Origin of the sequence: Burkholderia territorii (assembly GCF_902833055.1) — a bacterium.
GTDB lineage: Bacteria > Pseudomonadota > Gammaproteobacteria > Burkholderiales > Burkholderiaceae > Burkholderia > Burkholderia territorii.
Window position 1 is genome coordinate 16,867 of the sequence record NZ_CADFEJ010000027.1, and the last position, 17,023, is coordinate 33,889.

13 protein-coding genes are annotated in these 17,023 nt (G+C 62.2%); 5 read left to right on the forward strand and 8 right to left on the reverse strand.

What is annotated here, in order from left to right; genetic code table 11:
* The first annotated feature begins 2,067 nt into the window (after nucleotides 1-2,067).
* Nucleotides 2,068-3,384, forward strand: a complete 1,317-nt coding sequence (locus tag HW466_RS28255; protein ID WP_059451727.1) for a replication initiation protein — start codon at nucleotides 2,068-2,070, stop codon at nucleotides 3,382-3,384.
* A gap of 94 nt (nucleotides 3,385-3,478) precedes the next feature.
* Here HW466_RS28255 and HW466_RS28260 read toward each other — a convergent pair whose 3' ends face one another.
* From HW466_RS28260 to HW466_RS28270, 3 genes are all read right to left on the reverse strand, one after another.
* Nucleotides 3,479-4,510, reverse strand: coding sequence for a ParB/RepB/Spo0J family partition protein (locus tag HW466_RS28260; protein ID WP_060273512.1), 1,032 nt, complete (start codon nucleotides 4,508-4,510; stop codon nucleotides 3,479-3,481).
* Entirely contained in the window at nucleotides 4,503-5,198 is a 696-nt protein-coding gene (locus tag HW466_RS28265) for a ParA family protein (protein ID WP_151003919.1), read from the reverse strand. The genes HW466_RS28260 and HW466_RS28265 overlap by 8 nt, the downstream gene beginning before the upstream one ends.
* 1,758 nt (nucleotides 5,199-6,956) lie before the next feature.
* Nucleotides 6,957-8,084: an MBL fold metallo-hydrolase gene (locus HW466_RS28270; protein WP_151003917.1), complete on the reverse strand. Its 1,128-nt coding sequence runs from the start codon at nucleotides 8,082-8,084 to the stop codon at nucleotides 6,957-6,959.
* A gap of 83 nt (nucleotides 8,085-8,167) precedes the next feature.
* On the opposite strand from HW466_RS28270, the gene HW466_RS28275 reads away from it, so the two are divergent.
* The 4 genes from HW466_RS28275 to HW466_RS28290 all read left to right on the forward strand — a co-directional run bounded on the left by HW466_RS28275 (nucleotide 8,168) and on the right by HW466_RS28290 (nucleotide 12,680).
* Nucleotides 8,168-8,821, forward strand: a complete 654-nt coding sequence (locus tag HW466_RS28275) for a TetR/AcrR family transcriptional regulator (RefSeq protein ID WP_059541534.1) — start codon at nucleotides 8,168-8,170, stop codon at nucleotides 8,819-8,821.
* A 167-nt stretch (nucleotides 8,822-8,988) separates the two neighbouring features.
* Nucleotides 8,989-9,480: a flavodoxin family protein gene (locus tag HW466_RS28280; protein ID WP_059451722.1), complete on the forward strand. Its 492-nt coding sequence runs from the start codon at nucleotides 8,989-8,991 to the stop codon at nucleotides 9,478-9,480.
* Between the two features lie 802 nt (nucleotides 9,481-10,282).
* The gene (locus tag HW466_RS28285) at nucleotides 10,283-10,942 is read left to right on the forward strand and encodes a ProQ/FinO family protein (RefSeq protein WP_059943816.1); all 660 of its coding nucleotides are present in this window, start codon (nucleotides 10,283-10,285) and stop codon (nucleotides 10,940-10,942) included.
* 676 nt (nucleotides 10,943-11,618) lie between these two features.
* The gene (locus HW466_RS28290) at nucleotides 11,619-12,680 is read left to right on the forward strand and encodes a DMT family transporter (protein WP_174905912.1); all 1,062 of its coding nucleotides are present in this window, start codon (nucleotides 11,619-11,621) and stop codon (nucleotides 12,678-12,680) included.
* Nucleotides 12,681-12,788: 108 nt separating this feature from the next.
* Here HW466_RS28290 and HW466_RS28295 read toward each other — a convergent pair whose 3' ends face one another.
* The 5 genes from HW466_RS28295 to HW466_RS28315 form a co-directional block, all read right to left on the reverse strand.
* Nucleotides 12,789-13,154: a bleomycin resistance protein gene (locus HW466_RS28295; RefSeq protein ID WP_060338447.1), complete on the reverse strand. Its 366-nt coding sequence runs from the start codon at nucleotides 13,152-13,154 to the stop codon at nucleotides 12,789-12,791.
* Nucleotides 13,155-13,258: 104 nt separating this feature from the next.
* Nucleotides 13,259-13,855: a nitrogen fixation protein NifQ gene (locus HW466_RS28300; RefSeq protein WP_174905913.1), complete on the reverse strand. Its 597-nt coding sequence runs from the start codon at nucleotides 13,853-13,855 to the stop codon at nucleotides 13,259-13,261.
* A gap of 93 nt (nucleotides 13,856-13,948) precedes the next feature.
* The gene (locus HW466_RS28305) at nucleotides 13,949-14,374 is read right to left on the reverse strand and encodes a TOBE domain-containing protein (protein ID WP_059451718.1); all 426 of its coding nucleotides are present in this window, start codon (nucleotides 14,372-14,374) and stop codon (nucleotides 13,949-13,951) included.
* 180 nt (nucleotides 14,375-14,554) lie between these two features.
* Nucleotides 14,555-16,054, reverse strand: coding sequence for an efflux transporter outer membrane subunit (locus tag HW466_RS28310; RefSeq protein ID WP_059505872.1), 1,500 nt, complete (start codon nucleotides 16,052-16,054; stop codon nucleotides 14,555-14,557).
* Nucleotides 16,051-17,022 carry an efflux RND transporter periplasmic adaptor subunit gene (locus tag HW466_RS28315; RefSeq protein ID WP_151005229.1) on the reverse strand — a complete coding sequence of 324 codons (972 nt, stop codon included), beginning with the start codon at nucleotides 17,020-17,022 and terminating at the stop codon, nucleotides 16,051-16,053. Before HW466_RS28315 ends, HW466_RS28310 begins: the two co-directional genes overlap by 4 nt.
* Nucleotide 17,023: the final 1 nt, after the last annotated feature.

The following is a 17,023-nucleotide window of genomic DNA, read 5'->3' on the forward strand; positions in this document are numbered from 1 at the left end:
TTCCTCCCATAAACGACCACGATTCATTCCATACCGAGCGCGCGGTGTTCTGGAGCGGGTCGACGATGCGGAGCGACCGATCGGGTAACCGATCATCGCATGCGTGGCTACCTGTCGGGTTCCATTCGTCACCGGTTGTGGGAGATGACCTCTACCTGTGAATGCGCCTTCCGCCTCTCGGCGGTGAACACCTCGGCGGGCATTCGTTCACGATCGGGCCTGGATCGCGAAAGCAGTCGTAGTGCGAATGCTTGGTGCGTGTCGTCGTACCGACTCCACGAAGTGTCTCGAGCCTGTGCGGCGACACATCCAGAGTTGCAGGCTGCCCCACAGCATGTCGATTGGGTGACCGCGTCGGATGCCGAGGCTTCGTGCCTGCGGTTTGTTGATTCGACCGGCATTGGTCGACGAGATAGGTGAGCTTCTACAGGACCGGCGAGCTTTCAACGGTGAGAATTTTCGGGATGCGAGCGTGGATTCGACGAGGGTGAGCCATGTCAATGGCGTTGGTCTCACGCTGCGGCGGTCGCCTGGACGATCCGGATCAGGCGCCCAGGTGGCGTCTCGCTGGGCACAGCGATGTGATTCTGGTCGCGTCGGTCGGAATACCGGTTCAAAGGTAGAAAATCGAGATGCAGAACAAACGATGCGGGAGACGCGGATTTTGTCTGTGGAGAGGCCATTGGCTGGAAAGCGCCAGACAGATCAACCCGCGAACGCCGTAGAGTTTTCTACGGCAGCGCCGACACAGAGGCCAAAAAAACGGCGCGAGAACGAATTCCAGCGATTTCCTACTGCGGAGACGAAGATCCGCTGTACCCGGGATCGGCCATGCCTACCGTCGAATCAGGGAAATCCCGTACGAGAGGCATACCGCTATGAGAGCTTTCCTGTCCCATAGATGGGAACCTATGTTCGGAAAAGAGGGCGTTGCTCCCATAAGTTTCTACGTTTGGGTACCAGTTAGTGGGTACTCACCTTCGCCGAGAGCCTTGTCGGGCCTGAGACGCTTGCCAAATAAGGCGGAGATTGAGGGTCCGACAGGTGTCGCATCGAGTTTTGTAGGGCTCAGGGGGCGGTTGGAGCGTGCTTGGGTAGCGGTTTATGGGGGTCGTTTTTTTGTACATGCACACGTGTGTTTACATCTTTGGTAAACCACGTTTACTTCTTTAACTACTTTTAGTCGGCTCACAGCCTTATCTGACAAGGGTTTGACGGGGGTTCGGTACCCATTTATGGGAGCACAGGCGGAAGAGTATGGGGCTTCAGGTCTGTGGATTTGGGGATTCGGGTACCGCGCTGTGGGAAATGAGGGCTGTGGATATGGGACACGCGTAGCCTGTTATGGGATTTTGACCCAAAAACGCCGAAGGTAGCCCTCTATGGGGCAATCCGCAGGTAGCCATTTATGGTGTGCTGTTCCCGATTCGCCTTCTCCGATGCCAACAGCATTTCTTCCTGGGTTGCCGGTTATGGGACCTCTTCAAGGTAGTCATTTATGGGTGCCCGCGCTGACAGAAGGATTTCGTCTCACTTGCCCGTTAGGATCCAGGCTCCCATAGACAGGCGCAGCCCGGCGGAAAGGTAACCACCTATGGGGAAATCTTAAGGTAGTCGTTTGTGGGAGCTCTTTTCGTCGTCGATGCGCTATGGAAGCGAACATGCCGATCTGGCGGCGCTGGATAGGTACCCATTCATGGGACTGGCTAAAGGTAGCATCTTATGGGGGAATGCGATCCGTGTTGCAGGGCACCACGATTCCGGTTTGCCAATCGAGTTAGGCTGGACTTCCTCCCATAAGTGGGTACCTTTAGTCGGGCAAGTCTCGTGCCGGCTCGTATCTGATTCTGGCGACCGGATACACAGGTAGCAGGATGTGGGAGCTATTTTTGGTCGAAAGGTATATGGATATGGGGCGTTGCACAAATCTTAAAACCTCAATTTTTCCTTTTGTGACGCTAAGTTAGCGACAAAAGTGAAAGTGATACTGGAGAAGAGGGCGTTGCTCGATCTTTTGAAAAGGTATAAAGTCCGCCATCAACACGGTCACCTTCTCCGGACATCACGATGCCGCGCAAGCCCGCAATCAAAGGCTCCGACAAGCAGGTCTCGCTATTTCAGACGCCCGAGCCGCCCGATCTGCTGCGCAAGGCGGTCCAGGCAATTCACATCGCTCCAAAGTCCGGAAAGATCGGTCTGCAGCAGCGCAAGATGTTCAGCTCGCTGATCAAGAACGCCCTTCGTCAGGAAGCGTTCGAGCCTGGCCGGACAAGCTTTTCGATCTCGATCGCCGCGCTGTCACACGAGAGCGGGTTGAACAGCAACAACACGAAGTACGTGAAGGACACTGTCAACTCGCTGATCAGTACCGTCGTCAACTGGGACTACCTTGCCGCGGACCGCTCGACGGTGTGGAAGGCGTCGGGCCTGCTCGCGGGCGCCGAGCTCGAGCAATCGGTGCTGAAGTACAGCTTCTCCGACCAGATTCGCAGCGAACTGCTCAATCCCGAAATCTACGCGCTCATCGATATGCGGATCGCGCGCGAGTTTCGGCGTTCGCACTCGCTTGCCCTTTGGGAAAACACGGTGCGCTACGAGGGGATCGGCATCACGGCCAAGATTCCGCTGCCGAAATTCCGTGATCTCATTCTCGGTCAGGACAAAGCGTCGCAGTCTTACAAGGAATACAAGCTCTTCAAGAGCAAGGTCCTGGTGCCGTGCATTCAGGAGGTGAACGAAGTTTCCGACCATACGCTCGAGCTGATCGAACACAAGTCAGGTCGGAGCGTGGAGGCCGTGCAGTTCAAGGTGACCCGCAAGCAGAGCGCGGATACGGTCGAGGAAGGCGACGTCAAGAACGAAGCCCTCGTCGACGAGGTCGCCAAGTTCGGTATCCCGCGCTCGGAAGCGCGTCGGTTGATCACGCAATATGGTGTGCAGCGCATCAAGGCGGCAATTGCCTATACGCTCAATCGGACTACGAAGAAGAACGCAGCGCCGGTCGACAATGTGGCCGCGTATTTCCGCAAGGCTCTCACGCACGGGTATACGTTGGCCGATGGGCAGGGGACCGAAACGGCCGCGCCGGCAAAGGAATCCGCGCAGAGCAAGCAGGAACAGATTCGCGACAAATATCTGGCCGCCAAGGTCGATGAGGCCGGCGCGTATTTCCGCGAGCTGGAGATCGACGACCAGACCAAGCTGATCGAGCGCTACAACGAAACGGTGGCCGGTTCGAAAGATCTCACGCTGTCGCCGAAGAAGAAGGCGAGCAAGCTGGCGCAAACCAGCTTCTTCCGGTGGCTGGCGCTCGACACCTGGGGTGAACCGACCTCGGACGACTTGCTGGAATTCCTGCTGAAGAGCAGCCTCGCGACCAACTGATCGAGGCCTCGCTGCCTGCCACGCGGCGTGCACCGGACTTTGTCCGGCGGCATGCCACCATGCAGGTGCGAGGCTTTGTTTTGGACCCCTTCCTTTACTTCTGCGCCGCTCCCGCCAGTTCGGCGACATAGGCGTCGATCACGGTCTTGAGCCGGTCGGCGAGCGCTTCCTGTTGGGACGCATCGACTCCCTTCAGTTGCAGATCGAGCCGCCCGTCCGGATAAGTCTTCAACTGACCGATCGCGCGTGATTCGAGCGTGAAATCGTGGCGAACGCTGTAACGCGTACGCCCCGTCTTCTTGTTGCCCTCGCTCTGCGCGCGCAGGAAGTTCTCAAGATCGCGCACCGACTTTTTCCGGTCGATCACTGCCGTGAGCAGACGGTCGGCCGCCGGTTCGCCCAGGCGCTCGAAAATCAGTTTCAGGAAGTACGCGGCCTGCAGCCCGACCACATCGTTCGCGCTCGCCATCCGTTCGAGCAGCGTGTTCGGCAGTGCGTTCAGCGACAGCGTCTTGCTGATCGACGCCTTGTCCTTGCCGATTTTCTCCGCGAGCGTGTTCTGGTCGGGGAAGACCTTTTCGTCGAGGAGACGCTTCCACGCGACCGCATCGTCGAAGATGGTCTGACGTTCGTGGTCGTGGTTCGCGCGATACGCGATCGTATAGAGCTGCTCGGGGGTGTGATCCGTTCGGAATGTCGCGTTGATCGTTTCGTCGCCGTTGATGCTCGTCGCACGCAAGCGGCGTTGTCCGTCGATCACGACGAGCTTGCCCGGAAATTCCGGCAGGCGCGTGACCTTGATCGGCTCGATCTGCCCTTCCCGCTTCAGCGTCAGTGCGAGCTCGTGCAAGCTCGACTCGGAATAGAACACGCGCGGGTTGAACGGGTTCGGGATGCAGTCCTTGACCGCAACCTTCTGCGGAGCGCCGAGATCGAGGGCGTCGGCGGGCGTGGCAGTGGCTGGGGCGACGGCAGTCGTGGCTTCGGCCCCAGGATTGGTCGTGGCCGCCGGCTCGGGCAGGCGCGTTTCCAGCGCCGCGTTTTCCTGTGCGAGCCCGCGCAGCAAGCCCGCTGCGAGATGCAGGTTGCCGGTCGGCTTCTTCTCTTTCGATGTGTCCTTAGCCATGAGCGGTTCCGGTAGCGCGCGTCGACGCGATGTATTGGGCCATTTCGGTGACCAGCTTCTCGATTTCCGCACGGGCTTCCTTCAGCCCCTTCAGATATCGATTGTGATGATGAATCGTGGTGCCGAGCGCGAACGTCTGCCGATAGACCTCACGTTGCGCGATCTGGCTATCAAGCAGATGCTCCCCTATTTCTTCTGCTTTTAGAATTTTTAAAATTTCTTCTCGCATTTTAGTTTTTCCATTGACGCTATTCAGCATCAGCGCAGAAGATAAATTAGGGTTACGAACGGCACGCATCGACTCGATCATGCGAATCATCGCGACCGTGCTGTACAGGTCGGCCGGCGACGGCGACAGCGGCACGAGGCAGAAATCGGCGACTTCGAGCACGGACGCGATGCGGGGGTCTTCGAGGTTGCCGGGGCAGTCGACCACGATTACATCGAAGTTTGCATCCTGCTTCTTGATTTCGCCGCCGATACCGCGACCGGCCGGCGCCAGTGAAAGAACCGTCATCGGAAGCGTATTTTCGCCGCTCGTCACCCATCTGACCGATGTGCCCTGGGGGTCGGCATCGATCAAGGCAACTTTGTTACCGCCCGCTTCGAACGCCGCAGCGATATTGACGGAGATAGTGGTCTTTCCAGTACCACCTTTTTGATTGCTAACGGCGATCTTGAAAGCCATTAAATTCCTCCAACGAGTTTTCGTAAATATAGGGAGTTATCGCGCGAAAGTCCAGAAAAGTGTGATATGGCGAGACTGTTTTTTTCTGGATGTTGTTGTCACGTGACAAACTGGAGGGACTGCAACAAGTTCTTTGAATTGGCGATAAGAGAAATATAAGCAGATGGCATTTCGTTCGCGGCCAGCCGCACGGATGAGGTGCTGAGGACTCGCCGTCGGATGCGACCTTGGGGCACTGAGCTTCGCGCGAAAAAGGAGTCCGTTGTCGCTGGCAATTTCGCATAATTTGGCGATCGGCTCGGAATTCGGCGCCGGCCACGACACCGGTTGTCACGTGACAAGTCGGTCGAATGGCCAGGATTCGACTGCTCTGGCGCGCAGATTGAGCGCGCGACGGTAACGGAGATGACGGTTTCTTCCTCGGCGGTTAGTACAATGAGGAGCGTTCACAAATTGCGGTTGCCATTGCAATTGATGCCGGTTGTTACGTGACAACCAGCCGATGCGTCAACTCCGAACATAGCCGACTGTCTCAATACGGCCGCTGGACACGCTGCGATGTGAAGAATTTCAGGCACCACGTGAAGTGATTGTGGTTCCTTGCGGCTGAACGCTTAAATACAAGTCGAGGGGGTCGTTGTCACGTGACAACCAATGCGGCTCTGTGGCGGAGGGGTGTTTTGATATTGGCGCGGCATTTCTCTGCGACGATTCGGTGACGACGGAGAGGATGTGTCGGCGAGCCGAACTTGAGGGCCGCTATGTCGTCCGCGCAGAGTTATATCGTGCGCATACTCCGCGGCGCAGCGTGCGCGCTCAACATCCAATGGCGGCAGGTATCTACAAGATTGATATGGCCCTAATAAATGGCCCCCTATCTACCGACGCTCGCGATGGGAAGGGAAGGGGGCGGGATATTGATTTCGGAGTACCGCTGGCCAGCCGATGGTTCAAGTAGCGGAATCGCCTGATACAGGCTTGATGGGCTTGGGGGGACCCAGATTCCGCCACATCGACGATGTGAGACAGGCAAATCAGTCCGCGTGAAACAATTCTTCTAAAACGCTAGGTGCTCGGAAACCCTTGCTGGGCAATGAGTTACGCCACTTTCTTCATGTTGTTTCACGCCAATCAGGCACTTGCACTCCGCGAAATAGGGGTCATGACGCCGACGGCCGCTATTGGCTCACGGCGGTAGCGGCTTAATCACTTTTCGTATCACATGAAACGTATTTCGTGGTGATTGATACGCTCTAAGTGGCGGCGGGCTGTCGGCTCGAAGTGCTCAGGATCTAAAGACTTGTTCGGGGCAGGGCGGAATTCAACGGAGGCAGCGTACTCTTCGTCGCCAGTTGTCACGTGACAACGCCTCGCGCCAACAGCATCGGATTGCAAACTGCAGATGTCACGAGAAATCGAATCGGGGGCTAGGCCGATACCGAATCTACAAGCCCCAAAAACGCGGCGTTGCGCTAAGGCAAATTTGTGGACGACCGCAGATCGCCTTCGGTGAATTTAACGCGTGTGCACCACAGCGCGGACGGAGCGGAAAATGCAGACTTCCGCTCGAGCGGCTGATGCGCATCGCCGAAATCGTATCGAGTGTGTATCGCTCAGTCTTCGCCCGACGTCCGCTACCGGGCGCGATTGAGCATCGTTGCCGATCATCCGCGCAATGAGCGCGCCACCAGGCCCGTTACCACGACGAAAATTCGATACCGCAGCGCCTCCTAAGGGGCGCCGCCGTGGCCTGCGAACCTACTTCGTCGCCTGCGATGCGCACAATTGCAGCCACCGGCGCGTCTTCGTTGCAGGCCCCTTTATTGGCGCATCGACCGTTCGCCACCAACGTTCACCGCGATGCGGCACATCCAGATCGAGTCGCTCGCCCATCCGCGGTGTCGACAGTTCAACGCCGCGTACCATTGCCAGCGCCGTGACGCGCTCGAATGGTTCTTGCCAACGGTGCAGCGCGAGATCGAACGTACCGTTATGAATCGGCACCAGCGTGCGACCGCGCAAATCGATGTGCGCTTGAACGGTTTCTTCCGGCTGCATGTGTACGCAGGGCCATTGCGGGTCGTATGCCCCGGTCTCGATCAGCGTCACGTCGAAGGGCCCAAGCCGTTCGCCGATTGTCCGGAAACCATCGAAATAGCCGGTGTCGCCGCTGAAGAACACCCGCAGATCGTCGTCGGCGATGACCCATGACGCCCAAAGCGTGCTGTTGCCGTCGAACAGGCTGCGTCCGGAGAAGTGCTGTGCCGGTGTCGCGGTGAGCGTCAGGCCATCGACGTCGACACTCTGCCACCAGTCGAGCTGACGTACTTTTTTCGCGTCGATACCCCATTCGATCAGGCGGTCGCCGACGCCCAGCGTCGTGACGAACACGCTGGTGGTGGCCGCAAGCGTTAGCACCGTGTCGCGGTCGAGGTGATCGTAGTGATCGTGCGACAGGATCACGCCACGCAACGGCGGGAGGTCCTCGAGCGTGATCGGCGGTGCATGGAAACGCTTCGGGCCGACGCGCCGGAACGGCGATGCGCGTTCTGCAAATACCGGGTCGGTCAGCCAGAATTCGCCGCGTAGTTTCAGTAGCAGCGTGGAGTGCCCCAGCCGATACAGGCTGCGATCGGGCGCCGCGTCGAGCTGCTCGCGAGTCAGTGAATCGATAGGCAATGCGCCCGTCGGAACCGTGTTGCTTGGTTTGTTGACCAGCATGTTCCACGCGATGCCGAGCGTCTTGCCGAAACCTTCGGCAGGCCGCGGCGCAACGTTGCTGAAGCGCATGCCGTTGTGCTGCGGCGACTCGCCGGACAATGTGCGGCCGCGCCTGGCGGCGGCGAAACCCAATACGCGGTGAAGAAATACGAGAGGCGAAGCCATGTCGATTCGTCCGGAAGAGAAAGTACACCGGGCAGTGTAGTTTATCCGTGGGAAAAGTAAACTGATGGGTGTAAAATTTTTCAATGGACACGAGCACTTCCCCTCAACGGCTGACCGACCGAAAGCGTGCGGCGATACTCGCCGCGGCGATCGACGAATTCCTCGCGGCCGGCTACGACGCGACCAGCATGGACCGCATCGCCGCGCGCGCGGACGTGTCGAAGCGCACCGTCTACAACCACTTCGCAGGAAAGGAGGCGTTGTTCGCGGCAATCCTGCATCAGCTATGGGACACAACGCTGACCGCCGCCGCGCCGGCCTTCCGTGCCGACGTGCCGCTGCGCGACCAACTGCTTGCACTACTGGACCGCAAGTTGCGGTTGCTGAGCGACGAAGCGTTTCTTGCACTCGCCCGCGTTGCAATCGGTGCAGTCATCCACTCTCCGGAACGCGCACGCGACATGGTCGAGCGCATGGGCGAGCGCGAAGAAGACGTGACGATCTGGATTCGTGCGGCCGCGGCGGCTGGCCGATTGTCGGTGACCGATCCCGTATTCGCCGCGCATCAACTGCATGGGCTCGTGAAGGCATTCGCGTTCTGGCCGCAGGTGACGATGGGCCAGCCACCACTCGGGGCCCAGGAACAACGGAAGGTCGCGGAAACGGCTGCCGACATGTTTCTTGCCTACTACGCGCGCGCCGATCACGCTGGTATGCCACGTATCGCGCAGGACTGATGGCGCGTCGTGCGAGGCGCGACGCAGAACAGTTGTCGACATCCGTAGCACGAGCCCATCCTCTCCCTCGAAAAAGCGCCGCACTGGCACACACGTCGACGTAGCCGGATTGAACCGTACCGACGCGTGTGGCAAGTGCAAATCAAACCGACCGCGAGCGAAAACCGATGAAGACGCTGTTGATCGTCTATCACACGATGACCGGAGGCACGCAGCAGATGGCCGAAGCGGCTGCGGATGCCGCGCGTGAGCAACCCGGCGTCGACGTCAGGTTGCAACGCGCAGATGCGACCAGCGCGGACGACGTGCTCGCCGCCGACGCCTACCTGTTCGCTACGCCGGAAAATCTCGCTGCGATGTCCGGGCTGATGAAGGACTTCTTCGATCGCTGTTACTACGCCGCGCTCGATCGCGTGAACGGTCGCCCTTATGCGGCGATGATTTGTGCCGGCAGCGATGGACAGAACGCGCTGCGCCAGATCGACAGGATCGCGACCGGATGGCGGCTCAAGAATGTGGCGCCGGGCCTGATCGTCTGCACCCATGCGCAAACCCCTGAGCGGATCCTCGCGCCGAAGACTATCGGCAGCGACGATCTCGCGCGTTGCGCGGAGGTCGGAGCAGGGCTTGCTGCGGGTCTTGCGCTCGGCGTGTTTTGACTGCCGGTAATCAAGCCGACCGAAGCCGAGCCGCGGACGTGCACAATGACCGGAGCGCGACACTTGTCGTGCGGCACCCGATTGCAGTGGATTCCGCAGACGCGCACTGTTCGATCGTGCGCCGATGCGCAGTCCGCCGATCGCCCAAAGCGTGTCGCCGCCTCACGAACATCGTGCATAAGGGCGGGGCTTGATGAACCTGGATACTGTGCCCGCGGGCATGTCGGTGTCGAAGACCAGTGTCGCGCGGAGGTTGTGATAACGGTTGTGCGATCGAGGATAGATGTGGACGCAACTAATAGAATGCGCGACGGCAATCGAGCAAACCTGCCACGCCGCACGAATCGTATGTGCGAGCCGGAACTCTCGGAGATGCGGGCAGCGCATATCGCGTCTTCGCTATCCGCGTCCATTGCTTACCATTTCGTACTGTGGAACAACCGACGCGTCGCGTGATCGGTGCAGCATGGCCGAAATCCCGCCACTAACGACACTACGTAACGCGACGGTCGATGCACCGCGAAAACGCAGCGATAATGCGCAGCACGACCGCGCGGACGCATTGCCGTTGCCCCGGATTCGTCAAATGCGAACCGGTGAGTCAGCCGACGGCCGCGCGTACCGGTATACTTCCACTCCTGCCTTTGTCCGGCATCGTGGCCGGTGCCTGAAACAGTGGTGGTGGCGATGCGGCCCCGCAATGATCCGCGTCGGTGGCAGACGAGCCGCAGGCGATGCGGCAAACGCCGATGTGCGGAATGGCTGCACGAACCACACCTTATATTCCTGGTGGATTGAATTTATGGGTTTTGAACAACTTGCCGAATTGCGGGCGCAGCTCGCAGCAAAGGCCAAGCAGGAGCGCAACGCGAAGCGACCGGCTACGCAACCGGAAGCAGGCGGGAAGCCGAAGTCCGGCGATCGGCCCGCTCGCGGGGCCAAACCGGCGGCGGCGGCCAAGGCGTCGTCCGGCGCGAAGCCCGCTTCGACGAAGCCGTCGACACCGGTCGATCCGGTCATCGTCGCGATCGGCAAACTGCAGCGCCGCTTCCCGCGTGCGTTCCCGAAGAATCCGGCCCCGAAGGTGCCGCTGAAGGTCGGTATCTGGGACGACCTCGCGCGCGAGGCACAAGCCATCGGCCTGAGCGAGGCCGAACTGCGCGACGCGATGTCGACGTGGTGCCGTGGCAATCGTTACTGGTCGTGTCTGGTCGAAGACGCGGTGCGGGTCGATCTGCAAGGTAATGAAGCGGGACGCGTAACGCACGATGACGCGGCGCGTGCGCGCCGGCTGAAGTCGCGCCGTCCGGGCAACAAGGGCGGTGCGCAGGCGGCGAAGGGTGCACCGCAGCAGCCGAAGGCACAAACGCCGGCCGACGCAGCACCGTCGCAGCCGGCGACGGCGGAAGCACCGGCGGACGCAGCACCGCAGTCCGAACAGCAAACGGCCGCGAGCGAGTAATACGCGATGTGTCGCCGCGCGACGCGTGGCGACGGCCTGCCTGCACCACGCATGCAGCGCATCCCATGATAGACCGACCAGTCCTCCGGGACAGGTCGGGACTGCCTCCGCTGGCGGCACAGCCAGTCAGCCTCACGAAATCCCCTCGAACTGCCGATCGAACTCCACGACGAAAGCATGTCGGCGGATGCCGTGTGTGCAAGGTATCGTCCACCGGGTATGCATGGCGACGGCATATCGATCAGGGGCGGCATGCATCCCGACGAACGTTGCGTAGACCAGCGTCGAGCACGGCTGCGCATCGACGCTTGCGCGTGGCTGGGCGACGCGTGTGTCATTGTGTCGGCGGTCCAGTCAATTCGCCTTTCTTTCGCCGCAGTAATTCGTATTCCTAATGTAGCTGGATGTCAGATGGAACCTGGATTCGCACCCGCGATTGCCACCTCCGTTGGCGGCCCGTGACACACACGCGATAATCTCTCCAGCACGCATCGTCGGGCCGGCACGTTGACTGTAACGCATGACGCGACGGGAACCTGAAAGCCAGCGCGATTCACCCGACATTCAGCGAATTTGAAAGGCACTGCACCGGCAAAAACCGAACGCGTTACCGCATCACACGAAGCCTGCCGATTCCGTACGCATAACCCACAACGCACAACGCTTAGACCGCATCATGAACCCGAGAAATGGCGCGATTCTCGTCGCACTCACCGCCGCTGCGCTGTTCGGTGCCGCGACGCCGCTGGCGAAGGCACTGATCGGCGCGATGTCGCCGTTCATGGTTGCCGGCCTGTTCTATCTCGGCAGCGGGATCGGCCTCGGCGTCGGGATCCTGCTGCGCGGGTTGCGTCGCGCTCGCGTGCCAGCCGCGGACGCCGCGCCGCTGCAACGCTCCGACCTGCCGTGGCTCGCCGGCGCGATCGCGGCCGGCGGCGTCGCGGGACCAGCGCTGCTGATGCTCGGGCTGTCGAGTACACCTGCTGCAACGAGTGCGCTGCTGCTCAATCTCGAAGGCGTGCTGACGGCGGTCATCGCGTGGGTCGTGTTTCGCGAGAACGTGGATCTCCAGGTGTTTCTCGGCATGGTCGCGATCGTCGCGGGCGGCACGCTGCTGTCGTGGAGCCCGGGGCACGCGGGCTTGCCGGTCGGCGCGTTGCTGATTGCCGGCGCCTGCCTGTGCTGGGCCATCGACAACAACCTGACCCGCAAGGTCGCCGCGAACGATGCGATGGTCATCGCGTGCGCGAAAGGTCTCGTGGCCGGCCCCGTGAACATCGGTATCGCGCTCGCGACCGGCGCAACGCTGCCCGCCGTTCCGGCCACGGCCGCCGCGATGTTGACAGGCCTCGGCGGCTACGGGATCAGTCTCGTGTTGTTCGTCGTCGCGCTGCGCCATCTCGGCAGTGCGCGCACGGGCGCATATTTTTCGGTGGCGCCGCTGTTCGGCGTCGTGCTGTCGTTGCTGATCTGGCCGGCGCTGCCGTCCGTCACGTTCTGGATCGCGGCCGTGCTGATGGCGTGCGGTATCTGGCTGCATGTGCGCGAACGGCACGAACACGAGCACGCGCATGAACGGCTCGAGCATACGCACCGGCATCGGCACGATGAACATCATCAGCACGCGCACGATTTTCCGTACGACGGCGAAGAGCCGCACTCGCATCCTCACGTGCATCTGCCGATCACGCACAGTCACGCACATTTCCCGGATATTCATCATCGCCATCGTCATTGACCGCGCGGCGCAAGGCATACGACGGACAGCCGTTGCAATGTGCGTCGCAAGGTATCCGTTTATGGGGCGTCGTTTCGTATTTGCCGCAACCTCGCGGTACGGGGCGCTTCAGTCGTCCGTCTGGATCAATCGAATCAAAGAGCCGTCCGGGTCGATCAGCGCGCCGACGCTGCCGCCCCATGCTTCGCGTTTCGGCCGATGTGCGCGCGGCCAACCGGTTGCCTGCTCCGGCACGCCGGCCGCGATTACCTCGTCGAAGAACGCGGCGACGTCGGCGAGCCGGAAACAGCAGCTGAACCAGCTCGTGGCCGGATCGAGGCCGGGATGCGGAAAGAATTCCAGCAACAGGTCGCCGCGTCTCAGGATCATCCAGCCATCGTCGCGCCACGTTTCGACGAAGCCGAGCTTCGCGTAGAACAGCGACGTGGTTTCGAAATCGCGCGAGGGGAGATTGGGACTCGCGAAGTCAGCCACGGTTGTGTCTCCGGTGAGCGTTGACGATTGAATGAAGGCGCGGACAGGTGTCACGCATGATCGGTCAAACGATGCGTGCCGGCAAGCCACACACGCCGCCGTCGTCAATATTGTTGCCGGGGGAAGCAGAATCCGAAGTCCTCGCAGCCGGGACATCCCGGCGAGGGCCCGGCGGGCAGGCCGAGCGATGCAGCGACTTGCTGCGCGAGGAATTTCTTCCAGCGCAACTGCGCGACATTGCGCGCGGCGAGCGCGGGGAAATAGCGTTCGAGCATCGCGGATACCGCGTCGCGTCCGTCGAGGCCGAGATCGCGCCACAGGTGATCGGGGCGCAGGCACGCATGCGAGATGATCGTCGCGACGCAGTCGGCATCGTCCGGTGAGACGGCGGGGTGCGCATTCCGCATCAGCAGCGCGTGCAGTGTCGCAACGAACTGCGCGTGCGCGGCCGGCGGCGGCGCGACGGCGGCAGCGGCCGACGCGAGCGCGGCGGCCTCGGTGGAATGCAAGCGCGGAAACTGGCGAGCGAGCAGACCGCTCAACCGTACGGAAGACAGGCCGAGCAGCGCAAGTTCGTTGCGGCATGCGCGTGCCGCGATCAGCGCGCCGAACAGACGAGCATCCGCGCAATCGGCATCGGTCGCTCCGGCCAGCAGCGATTGAAACATGCGTTGATGCGCGTGCTCCAGCGCGGACGTCATCGTGCGCGCCTGCACGCAGTTCGAGCGTTGCGCGCGTTGCGCGGGCGCGGCGAACGACGGGGCGACATTGCAATCACCTGCACGGTCGGTCGATCATTCGACGCCGATGATCACGCTCGATGCCTTGAAGATCGCGGACGCCGGCTTGCCGCTCGCGAGGCCGAGACGATCGACGCTGTCGTTGGTGACGATCGCGACGATTTCCGCACCGCCCGCAGCCTTGACCACGACTTCCGAATTGACCGCGCCCTTCGCGATCGACGACACGGTGCCCGCGACGCAGTTGCGCGCCGACACCTTGCTGCTGTCGACGTCGACCATCACGATCACCGACGATGCCTTGACGAGCGCGAATGCCTTCGTGCCGGCAGCGAGACCGAGCGATGCGGCGCTCCCATGCGTGATCACGGCGACGATGTCGAGGCCGTCTTGGGTGCGCAGCGTGATTTCGTCGTTGACGGCACCGGGCTTGACGGCGCCGATCTGGCCGACGAATTGATTGCGGGCGCTGGTGCGCATGATGACTCTCCAGGAAATGGGCCGCCGGCGGGTGGCCGGCGAACGACGGAAACCGCGGATGAGTTTACCGGCAATGCAGGTGAAGCGCGACGTCGGCAGCGACATACCGCACATGTGAAACGACGTACGATGCTGCGCGACAGCAGGCGCGTCGTGTACGCCGTGCCGCCGCGATCGCGCTTACTTTGCAGCCGCCGACGCAGCAGCCGGCACGCCCGCCGCCGTCTTCTGCTGCGTCGCAGCGGCCTTCGTATCGCTTTCCCATCCGCCGCCGAGCGCGAGGAACAACTTCACCTGGTCGGCGGCGACCTGGCCTTCGGCCGCAGCGACTTGCGCACGCACGCTCGTCAGCGTGCGCGTCGCATCGAGATCCGAAATGAACGACTCGCGGCCGGCCATGTAGAGGCGATGCGTTTCGTCAGCGGAACTGCGCGCCGATTCGTAGGCCGTGCGCAGCGCGTCGGTGCGCTGCACGTCGGCTGCATAGGTCGCGAGGCTCGACTGCGTTTCGCGCAGCGCGTTCAGCACGACGCCGTCGAAGTGCGCGAGCGCACCACCGGTCGCCGCTTCCGCTTCGCGCACGCGCGCGCGCTGGCCGTTGACGGGGAACGACCAGCTGATCAGTGGTCCGAACGACCAGCGATTCGTGGTGGAAGAGAACAGGTCGGCCGCGACGCCGACCGACCCGGCGGACGCGCCGATGCTGATCGACGGATAAAGCGCGGCGGTCGCGACGCCGATTCGCGCGGTCGACGCGGCGAGCTGACGCTCGGCTTCGCGAATGTCGGGCCGGCGGCGCAGCAGCGCGGCACCGTCGCCGATCGGAATCGGCTGGCGCAGCTTCGGCAGGCGTTCGCATTCGGCGACCGCTTTCGGCAGGTCGGCGGGCGAACGCGCGAGCAGCGCGGCGAGCTGGTATTGCGCAATCTTGCGGCGGCTTTCGAAGCGCGGGATGTCGGCCGCGAGCGTGCGCACCTGCGTGACGCCGCGCGTGACGTCGGTCTGGTTGCCGCGTCCCGCATCGCGCAGGCGCTGCGACAGTTTCACACGCTGCTGTTGCAGCGCGAGCGACTGCTTCGCGATCGCGAGTTCGTCCCCGGCCGAGCATGATTCGACGTACGCACGCACGACGTCCGCGACGACGGTGATGCGCGCGAGATCGGCCGCCGCCTGCACGGCTTCGCTGTCCGCGCGCGCGGCCTCGACGCCGCGCCGCAGCTTGCCGAACAGATCGAGCTCGTATGACACGCTAATGCCCACCATCCCTTCGTTGACGACGGGCAGCTTGTTTTCGAGCAGATATTGCTCGGCCGACTCCTGCGCGCGCTGCACGGCTGCTTCCGCGCTGCCGGAGAAGCCGCCCTGTTCGTTCGCCACTTCGAGCGCCGCGCGCGAACGTGCGAGGTTGGCCGCGGCGACGCGCAGGTCGGTGTTGGATTTGAGCGCACTGCGCACGAGTTCGTCGAGCACGGGATCGTCGTACAGCTGCCACCAGTTGCCGGGCACCGCATCGCGCGACACGAGCGAGCCGTTTGCGTCGTCGAACGCATGGTTCGCGAGCGGCGCATTCACGTACGCCTGCTGCGGCAGCTTGTAGTCGGGGCCGACGGATTTGCACGCGCCGAGTGCGAACGCGAGCGGTGCCAGTGCCGCCGCGAGGCGCAGGCCGTGCCGCTTCATTGCGATGCTCCCGTCGCGCTGCCCGCCACAGCTGCGGAGGTTGCGGGCGGCACGGCTGCCGTGGAGGCACCGGCGGCCGGCTTCGCATTGTCGTTGCGGCGCGTGTCGCTGCGCACCGCGACGGTCGCGGTGCGCCCGGCGATCATCCGGAAGTCGTCGGGCACCTCGTCGAGCACGACCCGCACCGGCACGCGCTGCGCGAGCCGCACCCAGCTGAATGCCGGATTCACGTTCGGCAGCAGGTTCGCGCCCTGCGTGCGGTCGCGATCCTCGATCGCGGCGACGATGCTCTGGACATGGCCGCGCAGCGGATGCGGCTCGCCCATCACGACGATGTCGACCGGCTGGCCGATATGGATGCCGCGCAGCTTGGTTTCCTCGAAGTAGCCGTCGACGCGGAACGAATTGCGGTCGACGACCGACAGCACCGCGCGGCCGGCCGGCACGTATTCGCCGACGCGCGGCGCGCGGTCGTTCAGGTAGCCGTCGACGGGGCTCACGATCGTCGTGCGCTGCAGATTGAGCTTCGCGGTGTCGAGCGATACCTGCGCATCGGCGACAGCGGCTTCGCCCTGCTCGACGCGCGTGCGGCTTTCCTCGACCTGCTCGCTGGCGACCAGATTGCCGAGCTGCAGGTTGCGCGCATATTCGCGCCTGGCCTGGGCGAGCGTCGCGCGGCGCTGTGCGAGCGTGGCTTCGGCCAGCCGTTCCGCGAGCGTGTAGCGCGCCTGGTCGATGACGAACAGCACCTGGCCGCGCTTCACCTCCTGGTTGTCGGCGACCTGCACCGCGGTGATGAGGCCCGACACGTCGGGCGCGACCTGGATCACGTCGGCACGCATATGGCCGTCGCGTGTCCACGGCGAGAACATGTAGTAGTTGATGATCCGCCACAGGACGAGGGCGGCCACGACGACGACGATCAGGGTGAGCAGGATCTGACCTGCCGAGAGCCAGGTTTTTTTCACG